This is a genomic window from Actinoplanes sp. L3-i22, from assembly GCF_019704555.1.
Taxonomy (GTDB): domain Bacteria; phylum Actinomycetota; class Actinomycetes; order Mycobacteriales; family Micromonosporaceae; genus Actinoplanes.
The window spans coordinates 2,736,296-2,751,256 of the sequence record NZ_AP024745.1; the positions used below are offsets into that span (position 1 = coordinate 2,736,296).

General features: G+C 73.6%; 13 protein-coding genes. 8 read left to right on the forward strand and 5 right to left on the reverse strand.

Annotated elements, in window-relative coordinates; genetic code table 11:
- Positions 1–32: 32 nt before the first annotated feature.
- From L3i22_RS12200 to L3i22_RS12210, 3 genes are all read right to left on the reverse strand, one after another.
- Positions 33–557 carry an SRPBCC family protein gene (locus tag L3i22_RS12200; protein WP_221327073.1) on the reverse strand — a complete coding sequence of 175 codons (525 nt, stop codon included), beginning with the start codon at positions 555–557 and terminating at the stop codon, positions 33–35.
- 5 nt (positions 558–562) lie between these two features.
- Positions 563–913 carry a metalloregulator ArsR/SmtB family transcription factor gene (locus L3i22_RS12205; protein ID WP_221327074.1) on the reverse strand — a complete coding sequence of 117 codons (351 nt, stop codon included), beginning with the start codon at positions 911–913 and terminating at the stop codon, positions 563–565.
- 84 nt (positions 914–997) lie between these two features.
- The gene (locus tag L3i22_RS12210; protein ID WP_221327075.1) at positions 998–1,465 is read right to left on the reverse strand and encodes a helix-turn-helix transcriptional regulator; all 468 of its coding nucleotides are present in this window, start codon (positions 1,463–1,465) and stop codon (positions 998–1,000) included.
- A gap of 233 nt (positions 1,466–1,698) precedes the next feature.
- Here L3i22_RS12210 and L3i22_RS12215 point away from each other — a divergent pair, with 233 nt between their 5' ends.
- From L3i22_RS12215 to L3i22_RS12245, 7 genes are all read left to right on the forward strand, one after another.
- On the forward strand, positions 1,699–3,012 hold the full coding sequence (locus L3i22_RS12215) for a hypothetical protein (RefSeq protein WP_221327076.1): 1,314 nt from the start codon (positions 1,699–1,701) through the stop codon (positions 3,010–3,012).
- A 144-nt stretch (positions 3,013–3,156) separates the two neighbouring features.
- Positions 3,157–3,927: a hypothetical protein gene (locus L3i22_RS12220; RefSeq protein WP_221327077.1), complete on the forward strand. Its 771-nt coding sequence runs from the start codon at positions 3,157–3,159 to the stop codon at positions 3,925–3,927.
- A 14-nt stretch (positions 3,928–3,941) separates the two neighbouring features.
- The gene (locus L3i22_RS12225; RefSeq protein WP_221327078.1) at positions 3,942–4,889 is read left to right on the forward strand and encodes a hypothetical protein; all 948 of its coding nucleotides are present in this window, start codon (positions 3,942–3,944) and stop codon (positions 4,887–4,889) included.
- An 11-nt stretch (positions 4,890–4,900) separates the two neighbouring features.
- A complete protein-coding gene (locus tag L3i22_RS12230; RefSeq protein WP_221327079.1) occupies positions 4,901–6,220 on the forward strand; it encodes a hypothetical protein in 1,320 nt (439 codons plus the stop codon).
- Positions 6,221–6,241: 21 nt separating this feature from the next.
- Complete coding sequence (locus L3i22_RS12235; RefSeq protein ID WP_221327080.1) at positions 6,242–8,272, forward strand: hypothetical protein; 2,031 nt, start codon at positions 6,242–6,244, stop codon at positions 8,270–8,272.
- The gene (locus L3i22_RS12240; RefSeq protein ID WP_221327081.1) at positions 8,269–9,582 is read left to right on the forward strand and encodes an aminotransferase class I/II-fold pyridoxal phosphate-dependent enzyme; all 1,314 of its coding nucleotides are present in this window, start codon (positions 8,269–8,271) and stop codon (positions 9,580–9,582) included. Before L3i22_RS12235 ends, L3i22_RS12240 begins: the two co-directional genes overlap by 4 nt.
- A gap of 115 nt (positions 9,583–9,697) precedes the next feature.
- Positions 9,698–11,083, forward strand: coding sequence for an amidohydrolase (locus L3i22_RS12245; protein WP_221327082.1), 1,386 nt, complete (start codon positions 9,698–9,700; stop codon positions 11,081–11,083).
- Here the strand turns inward: L3i22_RS12245 and L3i22_RS12250 are convergent.
- Positions 11,001–12,377, reverse strand: a complete 1,377-nt coding sequence (locus tag L3i22_RS12250; RefSeq protein ID WP_221327083.1) for a sigma 54-interacting transcriptional regulator — start codon at positions 12,375–12,377, stop codon at positions 11,001–11,003. The two genes, L3i22_RS12245 and L3i22_RS12250, sit on opposite strands and share 83 nt — an antisense overlap.
- Positions 12,378–12,731: 354 nt before the next feature.
- Here L3i22_RS12250 and L3i22_RS12255 point away from each other — a divergent pair, with 354 nt between their 5' ends.
- Positions 12,732–13,934 carry a hypothetical protein gene (locus L3i22_RS12255; protein ID WP_221327084.1) on the forward strand — a complete coding sequence of 401 codons (1,203 nt, stop codon included), beginning with the start codon at positions 12,732–12,734 and terminating at the stop codon, positions 13,932–13,934.
- A gap of 103 nt (positions 13,935–14,037) precedes the next feature.
- Here L3i22_RS12255 and L3i22_RS12260 read toward each other — a convergent pair whose 3' ends face one another.
- On the reverse strand, positions 14,038–14,943 hold the full coding sequence (locus L3i22_RS12260) for an NADP-dependent oxidoreductase (RefSeq protein ID WP_221327085.1): 906 nt from the start codon (positions 14,941–14,943) through the stop codon (positions 14,038–14,040).
- Between the last annotated feature and the right edge of the window lie 18 nt (positions 14,944–14,961).

Here is a 14,961-nt window from a genome sequence, read left to right on the forward strand (position 1 = left end):
TTTCGAGGAGGGGCGGTGGTCGAGGCCGCCCCTCACTCCCTCTTCGCCGTGCTCACCCTGGGCGATTGCGGAGGTACGGCGTTTCCGACGGCTCCCTTGGTGAGCAGGTCGTCCAGCTTGGCGTAGCCCTCGTTGACGCCCGTCTCCATCCCGCTGCGCAGCCAGGCGTCCCGGCCCTCGAAGCTGTCCACCAGCGACTGCGCGTGCAGCCGGGTGCGGCCGTCGCCGAGGTCCTCGAAGGTCAGCGTCTCCAGGGCGACCCCCAGGGGTGCGCCCTCGAACGTGAACGTCTGCACGATCCGCTCCGGGCCGACCTCGTGGAAGCAGCCCCGGAACCCGAACTCCTCCTCGCCGCGCACGGCGGCGTACCGCCACGAGCCGCCGCTCGTCGCGTCCCAGTGGTCGATCCGGACGGTCGTCGAGTCCGGCCCGCACCACTGGGCGAACAGTTCCGGGTCGGTGTGCGCCCGGAGCAGCTGCTCCGGCGTACCGGTGAAGTCCCGGGTGATCCGGATGATCGGCAGGTCCTTGTCCGCCTCGATCTTCGCCTCGCTCATGGTCCTCAGCTCCTCTGCTCGTTCGGTTCTCCGGTGTCCCGCATGGTCCGCAGCACCGCGTCCAGGCGCTGGTAGCGCTCCTCGGCGCGGCGCCGGTACTGCTCGATCCAGCCACCGACCTCGTCGAACACGTCGGGCTCCAGCCGCACCGACCGCGGTTGCGGCCCCGGCGGGCGGCTCACCAGGCCGGCCTCCTCGAGCACCTTGAGGTGCTTGTAGATCGCCTGGAGCGACATCCGGTACGGCTCGGCGAGCTGGTTGACCGTCGCGTCCCCATCGGCCAGCCGGGCCACCATGTCCCGCCGCGTGGGGTCGGCCAGGGCCGCGAACACCCGCGACAACTCATCCGCCGGCATCGCGTTCCTCGTTTCAACTCATCGGTTGAAAGAAACGGTAGGCGGACCGCGCGAGGATGTCAACCAATTCGTTGAAAGAGCAGGTCAATGCTCGGACAGTACCGCCACCATGGCGGCGCGGGTGGAGACGTCCAGCTTGGCGAAGATCCGTCGCAGATGGGTGGAGACGGTCCACGGGCTGACCGCGAGCTTGCCGGCGATCGCGCTGGTGGTGAGCCCCATCGCGACCATGTGCGCCACCTCCCGCTCCCGGGTGGTCAGCCGGGACACGCCCTTGTTGCCCTGCGTGCCGCGGCGGGTGAGCAGGCACCGCACGCCGTCGATCTCCAGGTCGAGCAGCACCTGCCGGTCCGGCGTGTCCCCGGCCGGCGGCTCCTGGCACTGCCGCAGCAGATGGGCGCCCTCGGCCAGCCGGCGCACCAGGCGGCGCAGCTCGAACTGGATCTCGGACGGCGCCAGCAGCACGAGCTCGGGACTCGGATCCGCCTCTGGCCCCGCCTTCCCATCAAGTGTTTCGCCGATCGGATCGTCCGTGGTTTCAACGGCAGTCATCTGGGTATACCCCCTCACCTGGCGAGCCGGATAGGAGCGGCGGAGCGGGACGGAGCCCGTGCCCGCAGCGTATTCCCGGTACGCCCCAGGGGTGTCGCACGATCGAGCGACCCTTGTCAGCGCTCCCCTCATGTGGGTGCCCTTGACGGGCGACCTCGTCACGGGCAGCACCGCCGCGGACGCCGCCACGGGTGACTGTCCGGAGTCGTCCGGCGCGCCGAGACTGCCGGTACATGACCACTCTGACGACCACCCTCAGTCCGTCCCTGCATGCCGAGCACCGCGTCACGCACGCCCTGGTCGAGTACTCCGAGCTGCTGATATGTCCGCTGGACGAGATCCAGCGGCGGGTCGCGCGGGAGCTGGAGCGCAACCCCGCCCTGGACGCCCCGGACCCGGGAGGGCCCGCGCGCGGCGGCCGGAGCCCGGTGACCGCCGCCGGCGGGGCCCGTCCGCCCGGCCCGGCAAGTGACCGGTATCTGTCAATGGACGTGGTTGATCCGGGATCGGTCGCCGACGCCGTCGTACTGACCGACGCCGCCGCGCGCCTCGACGAGCCGGACCGGGCGCTGGCCGCCTGGATCCTCGGCGATCTCGACTCGCGCGGGTTCCTGGAGGGCGGCGCCGCCGGGGTGGCCGACCGGCTGGGCCTCCCGGCGGAACGGGTCACCCGGGTCGTCGAGGCGCTGCGCGCGGCCGGCCCGCCCGGGCTGTGCGCCGCCGACGCCGTCGAATGCCTGCTGCTGCAGCTGGCCCGGTACGAGCGGGCCGGGCAGGCGCCGCCGCTGGCCCGGCGGCTCATCCGCGAGCACCTGGCCGACCTGGGCGGCGACTCGGTCCGGCGGCTGGCCGCCACGGTCGGCGCCCCGGTGCCGGAGGTGCGGGCGGCGCGGGACTTCATCCGGACCCGGCTGCGGCCGTGGGCGGCCCTCGACGACCCGGCGCCCGCGGTGACCGTGGCCGCCACCGACCTGGTGGTGCGGTTCGCCGGCGACGGCACCGACGAGCTCGAGGTGGAGATCGTCGGCGATCCGGCGAGCCGGCTGCGCGTCGACCCGCTCTGGGCCCGGCTGGCCGAGGGGCCGGTGCTGCCCGCGCCGCAACGCCGGACCGTGCGCGAGCACGCCCGGCAGGCCCGGTCGTTCCTGGCCGCGCTGCAGGAGCGCGCCGACACCCTGCGGCGCATCGCCGGGTACGCCGCCGGGCGACAGCGCCGCTACCTGCGCGAGGGCGCCGCCGCACACCTGCCGCTGACCCGGGCCGAGGTGGCCGACGCCCTGAATCTGCACGAGTCCACGGTGAGCCGGGCGGTGAGCGGCAAGCGACTGCGACTGCCGGACGGCCGGGTCGTGCCGTTCAGCGCGCTGTTCGGCGCGACCGGGTCGGTGCACACCGTCCTGAAAGCGGTGATCGCCGCCGAGCAGCGCCCGCTCTCCGACGCCGATCTCGCCGCTGAGCTGCACCGGCGCGGCCATCCGGTGGCCCGCCGCACGGTCGCCAAGTACCGGCGGGAACTGGGCATCCCGGCCCACGGCCGCCGAAGCTGACTTCGCCGGCGGCCGCCGCGGCACGAAGCGCGGTTCGCGTCCCGGCGCCCGCGACCGGCCCGTCACCAGGCCCGCACCGGCTGGCACGGAACTTGCCACGGAGTGGCGAGAGACATCCACCCCGCACAGGCGAGGAGACCGCCGATGCACAACCTGGACCGCACACTCTTCGAGACCGGTGCGCAGGAGACCGGTGAGTACGAGTCGGAGCAAGAGGACTTCTTCGGCATCCTCGGATCGATGCTCAAGGGCGAGAGCGCCCCGACGGGCGAGTACGAGTACGGCTACGAGAGCGAGGACGAGGGGGAGCTCGAGTCGGCCGCCCGGCTGCTGGAGGTTCGTGACGAGGCCGAACTGGACCGCTTCCTCGGAGATCTGTTCAACCGCGCGGTGGGCGCGGCCAAGAGCGCGGCGGGCGCGGCCCGCAACTTCGCCGGCTCGCCGACCGGGAAGGCGCTCGGCGGCATCGTCAAGAAGGCGACCAAGGAAGCCCTGCCGGTGATCGGTGGTGGCATCGGTGGCTGGCTGTCGCCGGACTACGCCGGCGCCGGCACCCGGGCCGGCACGGCCATCGGCGACCTGCTCGGGCTGGAGCTCGAGGGACTGTCGAACGAGGACCGCGAGTTCGAGACCGCGCGCGCCCTGATCCGGTTCGCGCAGGCCGCCTGCCGCAACGCGGCGCAGGCCCCGCCCGGCGCGCAGCCCCGCGAGGTCGCCCACAAGGCCGCGGTCGCCGCCGCCCGTCAGCACGCTCCCGGCCTGCTGGCGAACGCTCCCGCCACCGCTGGCTCGACCACCTCCACCCCCACTGCCGCCAACGGCGGCCGCCCGGCGCAGCCCGGCGCGAAACGATCGGCGGCCCGCTCCGGGCGCTGGATCCGGCAAGGCAACTCGATCCTGATCCTCGAGAACTGAAAGGCGAGAAGACCATGACCACGTACGAGACGAGCAGCGAGTGGGAGACGCCGGAGCTGGAGTTCGGCGAGGCCGAGGGGGAGTCCCAGTACGAGTCGGAGAGTCAGTCCGAGGGCTTCCTGGGCGGCCTGCTGAGCTCGGTGCTGGGCGGTGAGATGGCCGAGTCGGAGAGCCCGCTCTCCGAGATCCAGGAGATGGAGGCGGCCAACGCGCTGCTGGAGACGCAGAGCGAGGAGGAGCTGGAGCAGTTCCTGGGCAGCCTGGTCAAGAAGGTCGCCTCGGGCGTCGGCGGCTTCCTGCGCTCGGGCACCGGCCAGGCGCTGACCGGCGCGCTCAAGAACGTCGCGAAGAAGGCGCTGCCGATGGTCGGCGGGGCGCTCGGCTCGTTCGTCGCCCCCGGCGTCGGCACCGCGATCGGCTCGAAGCTCGGCGGCCTGGCCTCGAACCTGTTCGAGACCGAGTTCGAGAACATGAGCGAGCAGGAGGCCGAGTTCGAGGCCGCCCGCCGGTACGTGCGCTTCGCCAGCTCCGCCGCCGCGAACGCCGCCAAGGCCCCGCGCAACGCACCGCCGCAGGCCGTGGCCCGGGCCGCCGTGGTCACCGCGGCCCGCAAACACGCGCCCGGCCTGGTGCGGGGCACGCCCTACCAGTCCGCCCAGTCCGCCCAGTCGTCGCGGCAGTCCGGCAGCGGCTCGGCGCGGCGGTCCGGCGGCCAGGGCGGGCAGGGCGGCCAGAGCGGACGGGGCCACGGCGGCCGGCGGCGCTCGACCAGCTCGACTAGTTCGGCCTACGGCTACTCGGTGGAGGGCCCGTCCTTCGTCTTCGACGACGGTTACCAGTCCGGCGACGACGGCTACGGCGAGGACCAGGGTTACTACGACGAGCCGGTGCGTCGCCGCCGCCGGGCGCAGAGCGGCCGCTGGGTCCGCCGCGGCCACAAGATCATGATTCTCGGGTCCTGACCATGAGCGGCATGGCCATCGCCTCAGGGCTCATCGAACAGGAGGCCCGTGCGCTGCTGACGCGGCTGGCCCGGGTGCGCCCGTTCGCCCTGCACGAGACGATGGTGCCGGCGGCCGCCCTGGCCCCGGCCGCCCAGGTGCGCATCGAGCGGTTCCTCATCGACGGCCGCGCGGATCTCGGGTGCCAGGTCGTGAACTTCCTGCGGTGGATGCGCGGACCGGGCCGGCAGGCGCCGGTGCCCGAGAAGCAGCGGCGCCTGACGCTCATCCGGTTGCGTTTCAACGACGTACTGTCGCAATTTGATCTTTTTACCGAAGTGATCACCCAACGCAGCGAGCACGAGACCGGAGTCTGGCTGTCCGGGCTGGACGTGCTGGCCCGGGACGCGCTCGGCCTGCCCGGCGACTACTTCGAGCCGCCGCCGGTGATCTGCTACCTGGCCCGCGGGCCGGGCGCGGCGATCCGGCGGGCCCGGACCCGCCTGCCCGGCGGCGACGAGAACCCGGTGGCCATCATCCGGGTGCCCCGCGAACGCATGGTCGGCCACGGCATCGGCGCGTCGCTCGTGCACGAGGTCGGGCACCAGGGGGCGGCCCTGCTGGACCTGGTCACGTCGCTGCGGCCGGCCCTGGCAAGTGCCCGCGACACCGGCCGTGGCCCGCACCGGGCGGCCTGGCCGTGGTTCGAACGCTGGATCTCCGAGGTGGTCGCCGACCTCTGGGCGGTGTCCCAGCTGGGCATCGGCGCGCCGCTGGGACTGATCGGCGTGGTCAGCCTGCCCCGCTGGTTCGTCTTCCGGTTCGGCGGCGAGGACCCGCACCCGGTGCCGTGGATCCGGGTGCTGCTGAGCTGCGCGCTCGGCGACGCGCTCTACCCGGACCCGCAGTGGCGGGCGCTCGCCGAGGGCTGGCGGGCGATGTATCCGATCGACGGCGTGGAGGCCGGGCAGCGGACGACGCTGGACCAGCTGACCGCCGCGCTGCCCGCCTTCGCCGACGTGCTGCTCGGGCACCGGCCGGCGGCGCTGCACGGGGCCCGCCTGGGTGACGTCCTGCGCCGCCCGGACCGTGGCGCCGGCGCGCTGCTGCACACCTTCGACACCTGGCGCGCCGATCCCGGTCTGCTGTACACGACGGCGCCGTCGATCACCTTCGCCGTGCTGGGCCAGGCCCGCGCGGCCGGCCGGCTGACCCCGGAACGCGAGAGCCGGATGGTCGGTGAGCTGCTCACCCAGTGGGCGCTGCGCAGCACTCTCGACACGTCGGCGATCTGCGCCGACCGCAACCTGACCCCCGCGCTTCCGGCGCGGGTACCCCTGTCCATCACCTGACCCGCCGGAGGCGCGGACGCCATGGCGTACCAAGGAACCTACGACTACCACACCATCTGCGAACACAAGCGTCCGGTCGTGGCCGGCACGGTGGTGAACTTCGCCATCGACCCCGAACCGGACTCCCGCAACTTCACCTTCGAGTGGCAGGTCGAGGGGCCGTTCACCGGCATGGTGCAGCGGTACCCGGGCCGCCGGACCTTCGACTGGGACACCGACGGGCTGCGGGCCGGCACGTACCGGATCTCCGCCCGGCTCTCCCCGGTCCTCACCGAGACGAGCTCCGAGAACGGCGCCGGTGACGGCGTCACCGGCACCTACGGCCTGTCCGGCTCGACCGGCAGCCGCGGCTTCTCGGCCGTGTCGGTGTCCACCCCGCCGACCGGGACCACGACGCCGCCCGGCGACTCGGAGACCGAGCCGTGGAGCATCCAGCTGACCCCGGCGCCGGCCGGCCAGGACGGGCCGCTGCCGGTCAGCCTGCAGCGCACCGCCAACGTCGAGACCATCGACCAGGCGCTGTGGGTGATCATCCGGGACCGGACCAACGCGATCGGCTTCCGGCCCTACAAGTCGTTCATCGACGACGTGATGGGCGCCGACAAGGTCAGCGCCAACGGCTTCGAGGTCGGCCCGCTGCCGTTCCGTGGCGGCGACGCCTACGCGCTGCTGAAGTTCGCCACCGACGCGTTCATCATGCAGGAGGTCGGCGTGCTCGACCCGCTCGGCGTGGTCCGGGCCGGCCTGGTCCAGCCCTCGGCGCTGGCCCGGCTCAACTCCGACCTGGCCCTGGAGAGCCTCTCGGACCAGCTCGACGACCCCACCCAGGCCGAGGCGCTGCGGACCCAGGAGGAGCGCCGGCTCGGCCGGCCGTTCAACCTCAACGAGCTGCGCCGGCTGCGGGACAGCTACTTCGTGGCGCTCAAGGACGAGATCCCGGACCCGCGGGTGCTGCCGTACCTGCGGATCATCCGGGAGCGGCTGGCCGACATCCCGCTCAAGCCGCCGGGATCGGTGCCGGACCGGTCGTACGGCATCCTGCGGTCGCACCTGACCGCGCCGCTGGCGATCGAGCTGTTCTGGTCGTACTGGCTGGAAGAGGGCATGCTCGCGCAGACCATGAACGCGGTCCTCGCCCGGTTCGAGAACCGCCGGATCCGCGCCGACGGCCGGCCGGACCCGCTCACCCGCTACGACATCGACCCGCTGCGGCCACTGTCCAACATCTTCTGGGGCTTCGCGCAGGACGAGGTGCACCGGCTCACCGTCCGGCGGCGGCATCTCGAGTACGAGCACGAGTACGGCCTGCCGCTGCACGGTCGCGCGCTGCGGGACGCGCCCCGGCCGGTGGACCGCCGGTCGCGGTTCCTGGAGTCGCTGCACAACCTGCTCTACCTGTGCCACGACTACTTCCGCCAGGACGACGACACCACGATCATCGCCGACGGGTTCCCGATCCTCAACGCGCTGCGCGAGACCCACCTGCTGCTGGCCGAGGGGGCACACAACCAGTTCGGCGACCTGCCGTCGACCGCGCGCTCCGAGATGATGGTCATGCAGTGGCTGCTGGCCCGGCCGGAGATGCGCGACTTCCTCGGCGGGCGGACCATGGTGCCGTACGAGGAGGCGTGGATGGACCGCGTCGACTCGATGAAGTCCATGCAGGACTGGACGGACGTGAGCATCACCCACTTCCGGGACATGGCGGTCTTCGGCGAACAGCTGCTGGTCTCCATCCGGTACGGCAACTGGAGCGTCGAGAACGACCCGCAGACCGCCGCGAACTGGGCCCGCTACTGGCGCGCCGAGATCCAGCGGTACGTGCACGCGTACCGGGCCGCGACCAGCGTGGACCTGACCGAGGAGATCGACGCCACCCCGCCGGCCGTGCTACTGCGCCGGCGCCTGGGTGACGGCGACCGCCCGCAGTTGGACGGCTCGCGCCGCCCGGCCCTGGACGGCTCCCGGCGCCCCGCGCTGCCGAGCCGGCGGCAAGGCGACCAGATGGCCTCGCGGGTGCGCTCGTCGGCGGGCGAACTGGAGCACGGGTGAACGTCGTCGACTTCACGTCGGCGCTCTACCTGGACCTGCGGCACCCGAGCCGCTGCCTGGCACCCTGGCAGCGGCTCACCACCGGGGTCCCGGCCGCGCTGGCGGAGGCCCCGGCCGTCGCGGCACTGTCGGCCGGGCTGGCCCGCCTGCTCGGCCGGCCGGCCGCCACTCCGGCCCGGTCCAGCCTGCATGCGCTGGTGGATGTGGTGGGGGCGCTCGGGGACGGGGCCACGGTCTGGTGTGACTCGGGCGCGTATCCGATCGCCGGGTGGGCGGCGCGGGCGGCTGGGCACGTGCCGCGCCGATTCGCCCACCACGACCCGACCGACCTGGCCCGGCAGCTTGCCGACCTTGCCCGGTCGGCCCCCGGTCGGCCGGCGGCCCTCAACCAGCCGGCGGCCCCCGACCAGCCGGCGGCCCTCAACCAGCCGCCGGACCCCGACCGGCCGGCGGCCTCCAACCAGCCGCTGGCCGCCGGCCTCGCCCGGCCCGGGGCCCCCGACCAGCCGCTGGCTGACGACCTTGCCTGGCCGTGGGGCGCCGGCCTCGCTGACCCTGCCCAGTCGTTGGCCGTCGGCCTCCGTCGGCAGCCCGCCGCCGGTGGCGGCCGGCCGCTTGTGCTGTGCGACGGCTACTGTCCCGGCTGCGGGCGGGTCGCGCCGATCGACGAATACCTGCGGGTGGTCCGCCAGGCCGGGGGCCTGGTGATCGTCGACGACACCCAGGCGGTCGGCGTACTCGGCCGGCCCGGCGGCGCCGGCACCCCCGCCTGGCTGGGCATTTCCGGGCCCGGCCTGGTGACGGTGGCGTCGCTGGCCAAAGGCTTGGGCGTGCCGATGGCGGTGGTGGGCGGCGACCCGCACGTCATCGCCCGGATCCGCGCCCGGGGCCCGGCCCGGCAGCACGGCAGCGCGCCGTCGGCGGCCGATCTGGCGGCCACGGCGTACGCCCTGAAGTGCAATGCCGCCGAGGGCGACCGCCGCCGGGAACGGCTGACGACCTCGGTGCGCCGCCTGCGCTCGACGCTGGCCGCTCGGGGCATCCGGCTCACCGGCGGTCTCTTCCCGGTGCAGTCCACCCCGGCGGGATCCCCGGCGGCCGCCGCGGCGCTCACCTCGGCGCTGCTCAGACGCGGTGTCCGGGCCGTCGCGCACCGACCGCAGTGCCGCCCCGGCACAGCCGCGGTCAGCCTGCTGATCACCGCGGCCCACACCACCGCGGACATCGACCGCGCCGCCACCGCCCTCGCCGCCGAACTACCCGCAGTCCGTAACGGACACAGCGGCCTCCTGGCGGGGGTCCGCTCATGAACACCGACCGAGCGGTGCACTCCGGCGCGGGCACCGATCAGGCCGCCGTCGCCCTTGCCGCTGAACTGCCCGCAGTCCGTAACGGACTCAGCGGCCTCCTGGCGGGAGCACGCTCATGAACGCCGGTCGGGAGGCGCTGCGGCGCCGGGTGTGCGCCGCGGTCGACGCGCACGCCCGCGAGCTGATCGCCTTCTCCCATGAGTTGCACGACCACCCGGAGACGGCCTACCGGGAGCATCGCGCGGCGGCGGCGCTGGCCGACCGGCTGCGCCGCGGCGGCCTGGCCGTCACCGCGCCGGCCTACCGGCTGCCCACGGCGGTGGCCGGGCACGCCGGCTCGCACGGGCCCCGGGTCGTGATCTGCTGCGAATACGACGCGCTGCCCGGCCTGGGTCACGCGTGCGGTCACAACGTGGTCGCCGCCGCCGGCCTCGGCGCGGGTCTGGCACTCGCGCCACTGGCCGCCGCCATCGGTGGACGGATCACCGTGCTGGGCACCCCGGCCGAGGAGGGCGGCGGCGGCAAGATCCTGATGGCCGGCCGCGGCGCGTTCGACGACGCCGCAGCCGCGATGCTGGTGCACCCCGGCCCGTACGAGACGGTCCGGCCACACATCAGCGCGATGACCGGCCTGCAGGCGGTCCTGCTCGGCCGCCCCGCGCACGCGAGCATGTTTCCCGAGCTCGGCGTCAACGCCCTCGACGCGCTGGTGCTGGGCTATCTCGGCGTATCCGCGCTGCGTCAGCACCTGAGCGGCACCGAGCGGGTGCACGGCGTGATCCGCGACGGCGGCCGCACGCCCAGTGTCGTACCGTCCCGCGCCTCGGCGGTATTCCTGGCCCGGGCCGCCACGATCGAGCAGGCCCACGCGCTGCGGCAGCGGGTGATCGCCTGCCTGGAGGGCGGCGCGCACGCCGTCGGCGCCCGGCTGGCCGTACGCACGCTATGGCCCGAGTACCGGGAGATGTGGCACAACCTCCCACTGGCCGCCGCGTTCACCGCCAACCTGCACCGGCTCGGCCGCTCACCGCTCCCGCCGGAACAGGTCCCGGCCAGCCGGTCCGGCTCGACCGACCTCGGCGACGTCAGCCAGTTGGTGCCGGCGGTGCACCCCAAACTCGCCATCAGCCCTCCGAACATCGCACAGCACACCCCCGAGTTCGCCCGCTGGGCAATCGCGCCGACAGCCGACCGAGCCGTACTCGACGGCGCCAAGGCCCTGGCCCTGACCGCCGTCGACATCTGGCTCGACGCACGCCTGCGCGCAGCCATGCACACCGCCTTCGGCCCAGAGCCGGCAAGCGCTCCCGACCCGGGTCCGGTCGGGGCTTTCGGCCCGGGGCTGGTCAGCGCTTTCGGCCCGGGGCCGGTCGACGACTTCATGCCGGGGCCGGTCGGCGTCTTCGCGTCGGCGTCGGTCAGCCCGAGTCCGCGACCGCTGACAGTGCCGCCCGGGCGTCGCGCCATCCCGCGCGGCGCAGTTGCAGCGCCCGCTCCGTGACGCCGAGGCGGGCGGCGGCCTGGCGCAGGTTCCCGCCCGCCTCGTCCAGCGCCACCCGCACGGCCGCGTCCGCGACCGCCTCGCGCAACTCCCGCAGGCCCATCCCGGATCCCAGCGCCCGCTGCACCACGTCGTCGAGGCCCCGCCCGCCGCTCTCGTCCGGCCCGTCCAGCGGCCGTTCCTCCTCCGGAACGTCACCGGCGGTGATCGGGCCCGGCCCGACGTGGCGGCTGCTGAGCCGATGCGCCAGCTGCCGCAGATCCCGCACGTTGCCCGGATAATCGCGGTGCACGAGCAGGTCACGCACCAGCGGATCCAGGCCCGGCGGCGTACCGTCCGGATTCAGCTCGGCCAGGAAGTGCTCGGCCAGCGGCAGCGTGTCGCCGGGCCGTTCCCGCAACGCCGGCAGGCGCAGCGTGGTCGCCGCGATCCGGTAGTAGAAGTCGCGGCGGAACCGACCGGCCGCCTGCTCGGCGACGAGATCCCGGTTCGTGGCGCAGACCAGCCGGAACCGGGTCGGCTGCCAGCGATTGCTGCCGACCCGTTTGAAGGTGCCCTCCTGCACGACCCGCAGCAGCTCCGACTGCAACTCCAGCGGCAGCTCACCGACCTCGTCGAGAAACAACGTCCCACCGTTGGCCAGCGCGAAGGCTCCGTCGCGAGCCACCGCCGCCCCGGTGAACGCGCCGCGCTCGTGGCCGAAGAACTCACTGCCCGACAGCGTCGGCACCACCGTGGTGCAGTCCACGATGACCAGCGCGGCGCGGCCCGGCCTCGGGTCCAGCTCGTGCACCAGCCGGGCCAGCAGCTCCTTGCCGGTGCCGCTCTCGCCGATCAGCAGCACCGGCGCGGTCGTGTACCGCGCCACCTCCACCACCCGGCGCAACACGGCCCGCCACGAGCGGCTACGCCCGATCAGCCGCCCGGCGATGGCCGGGCTGTCGAGCAGCGTGTCGACCTCGGCCCAGCGGGTGAGGCGCGCGACGACGTCGTCCGCCCGGTCGGGGTGCCAGCCGAGCACGTCCGCGGCGCCCGCGTGCAGCATCCGCCAGGCGTCGCCGGCGGCCGGCTCATGTCCGGGAGCCGACAGCACGAGCAACCGGGTCCGGCCGCCGTCGCTGAGCCGGGTCACCGCCGCGACCGCCTCGGTCATCGGCGCGGACGGGTCCAGCACCAGCACCCCGGGTATGCCGTCGCCCGGCTCGGTCCGCGTCACACCGCTCGCCACCAGGGCACTCTCGATGTCCGCCGGAACCGCGCCGCCGGCGACGGCGAACCACGCGCTGACCCCCACCAGGCCAGTCTCGTCCGGGCGGCGTGGGCCGGGAAGTGACGCCTTCACGCGTCCGCGTACATGCGTCGCACATTCTGACGACTGGTGGGGGTGACACGAACGGGTTACACCGGATGAGAGACCGGCGGCGCGGGCCGCTCGGCGCTCGGTGCCGGGGCGATGTCTCCCGGGCCGGCGCCGATGGGGGTCCACGCGGGCCGGCCGGTCCAGGCGAGGGGATGCCCTCGTGACCGGCCCTGGTGGAGGGCGGTCGGCCGGAGCGCTCCAGGGCGCCTCGAACCCGACGACCAACCAACCGGAGCAATGATCATGAATATTTTCGTCACCGAACCCCGAGATGTCACCTATAGGGAGGTGAAAGCAGCCGAGGAGATCGAGGCCGACTCGTTCGGCTCCGGCCCGCTGCCGGCGGACGTCATCAACGACTCCGGCAACGACCTGAGTGAGCGCGAGGTGAGCAAGATCGCGACCCGGCTGGACGATCCGGGGCTGGCGCCCCGGGTCCAGCTGCTGCTGAGCCGGGAGCGCATCTTCGGCACGTTCCTGACCAGCCTCGTCGCGGCGTTCCCCACCGCCGGCAAACGCAGCGTCGAGGAGAGCGCGGACTATGTGCTCGACCAGCTGGAGAACAGCGAACTGCTGGAGGAACTGGACAACAAGGTGTCCTACGCGGCGCCGGTCATTCCGGGCTCGCCCTGCGACGTCGGCGACATCGAACGGGGCAACCTGAAGGTCCCGCAGATCAGCACCGGCATCGACCGGGCGCTGATCGACGCCGCGGCGGACCTGGCCGACATCACCACGGTCGGCGACGCCATGGGCGTCTTCGCGGCTCGCACGGCGCTGGTCGACCGGTGGGCGGCCGGCGACTTCCGCTTCGCCGGCAAGGAGGTCAACCGATTCCTCTACTGCTTCCTGCGTGATCGGACGGACCTGACCGACGACACGCGGCACCGCGTGCAGGCCAGAGTCTTCGGCACACCGGGCGTGCCGGCGGGCACCGACGTCAACACGGCGTTCCCGGTGGCTTTCCAGCGGTTGCTGTCCGCCCTGGTGCGTTTCGACCAGGACAGCCGCACCAGCCAGTCCGGCAAGGAGCCGAGCCGGGCGCAGGCCAACATCGCGGCCGAGGAGGTTCGTTACAACCTCGATCAGGCGGTGACCGGGGTGACCGAACTCGAGATCAGCGACCTGCGCGCCGAGCTGACCCGGGCGCTGTTCGTGCTCGAGGACGACGAGGTGATCCAACAGGTCGCCGGCGGCGACCCGGACGGCATCTGGGCGGTGGTGAACCGGCTGCTCGACCGGAGCGGCTCCACCTCCCGTGACCTGGTCGCGCAGTTCGCGGCGCTGAAGGCCCGCCGGGACATCTTCGCCTTCCTCCGGTACGAGCCGGGCGGCGGCGGGCCGGGGGAGAACGCGGCCTTCGCCGCCGCGGTCGAGGCCGCCGTGACGCTGGAGACCATCGAGTCGGTCCCACGCCCCGCGCAGCTCGCCGGGGCGATGAACGGCCAGTCCGATTACACGGTCGACCGGCTCACCACGATGAGCCACTGACCCGAGCCGGTCCGGCGGCGGTTGCCGTCGGACCGGTGGCCCGACGCGCCGGCTTTGAACGGGCAGCTGGCCTACCGGCCACACGGGCTCGGTGAGGCCGGCCCTAGACACGGAGCACCAGCTTGCCGCCGGCGTGACCGGTCGCGCTCCGCTCCTGTGCCCGGCCCGCCTCGGCGAGCGGGAACGCCTCCGCCACGGTGAGCCGCAGTGTGCCCGCGGCAGCCAGCCCGGCCAGCTCACTCAGCGCGCCGGCACTCGGCTGCGACCCGCCGGAGAAGGTAACGCCCAGCTCCCCGGCGGTCGGGTCGGCGATCGTGACGATCCGCTCCGTCGTGCCACCGCGCACCTCGATCGAAGCGGGCAGCGCGCCGTGGCCGGCCGCGTCGAAGACCGCGTCCACCCCCTGCGGCGCGAGCTCGCGGACCCGGGCGACGAGACCGTCCCCATACGCCACCGGGGTTACGCCCAGCGATCGCAGGAAGTCGTGGTTGGCCGGAGCGGCGGTGCCGATGACGGTCACGCCCGCTGCCACGGCGAGCTGCACGGCGACGCTCGCGACCGCGCCAGCGGCCCCGTGCACGAGCAGGGTCTCGCCCGCCTTGACGCCGAGCAGCTCCAGCACCCGCTGCGACGTCTCGCCGGCGACCGGGAGCGCCGCCGCCTCGTCCCAACCCAGGCTCGCGGGCTTGCGCGCGGCCACGGTGGCCAGCGCATACTCCGCATACGCCCCGGTGTCGGTGAGGGCGACCACCTCGTCGCCGGCGCGCAGGCCGGTGACGCCCGGCCCCACCCGGTCGACCACGCCCGCCGCCTCCAGACCGGGGACGGCCGGGAACGTGACCGGGAACGCCTGCCGCATCACCCCGCTCCGGATCTTGAAGTCGAGCTGATTCAGCCCGGCGGTGCGCACCCGGATCCGCACCTGACCCGGGCCCGGCTCCGGAGTTTCGACCTCGGCGACCCGCAGCACCTCGGGCCCGCCGTAGTTCTCGAAGACGATCGCCTTCATGATCCCCACCTCTTCCGT

Excerpts from the sequence above, each read along its gene's own strand:
- L3i22_RS12200 (WP_221327073.1), bottom strand. The coding sequence starts at position 557 with ATGAGCGAGGCGAAGATCGAGGCGGACAAGGACCTGCCGATCATCCGG.
- L3i22_RS12205 (WP_221327074.1), bottom strand. The coding sequence starts at position 913 with ATGCCGGCGGATGAGTTGTCGCGGGTGTTCGCGGCCCTGGCCGACCCC.
- L3i22_RS12210 (WP_221327075.1), bottom strand. The coding sequence starts at position 1,465 with ATGACTGCCGTTGAAACCACGGACGATCCGATCGGCGAAACACTTGAT.
- L3i22_RS12215 (WP_221327076.1), top strand. The coding sequence starts at position 1,699 with ATGACCACTCTGACGACCACCCTCAGTCCGTCCCTGCATGCCGAGCAC.
- L3i22_RS12220 (WP_221327077.1), top strand. The coding sequence starts at position 3,157 with ATGCACAACCTGGACCGCACACTCTTCGAGACCGGTGCGCAGGAGACC.
- L3i22_RS12225 (WP_221327078.1), top strand. The coding sequence starts at position 3,942 with ATGACCACGTACGAGACGAGCAGCGAGTGGGAGACGCCGGAGCTGGAG.
- L3i22_RS12230 (WP_221327079.1), top strand. The coding sequence starts at position 4,901 with ATGGCCATCGCCTCAGGGCTCATCGAACAGGAGGCCCGTGCGCTGCTG.
- L3i22_RS12235 (WP_221327080.1), top strand. The coding sequence starts at position 6,242 with ATGGCGTACCAAGGAACCTACGACTACCACACCATCTGCGAACACAAG.
- L3i22_RS12245 (WP_221327082.1), top strand. The coding sequence starts at position 9,698 with ATGAACGCCGGTCGGGAGGCGCTGCGGCGCCGGGTGTGCGCCGCGGTC.
- L3i22_RS12260 (WP_221327085.1), bottom strand. The coding sequence starts at position 14,943 with ATGAAGGCGATCGTCTTCGAGAACTACGGCGGGCCCGAGGTGCTGCGG.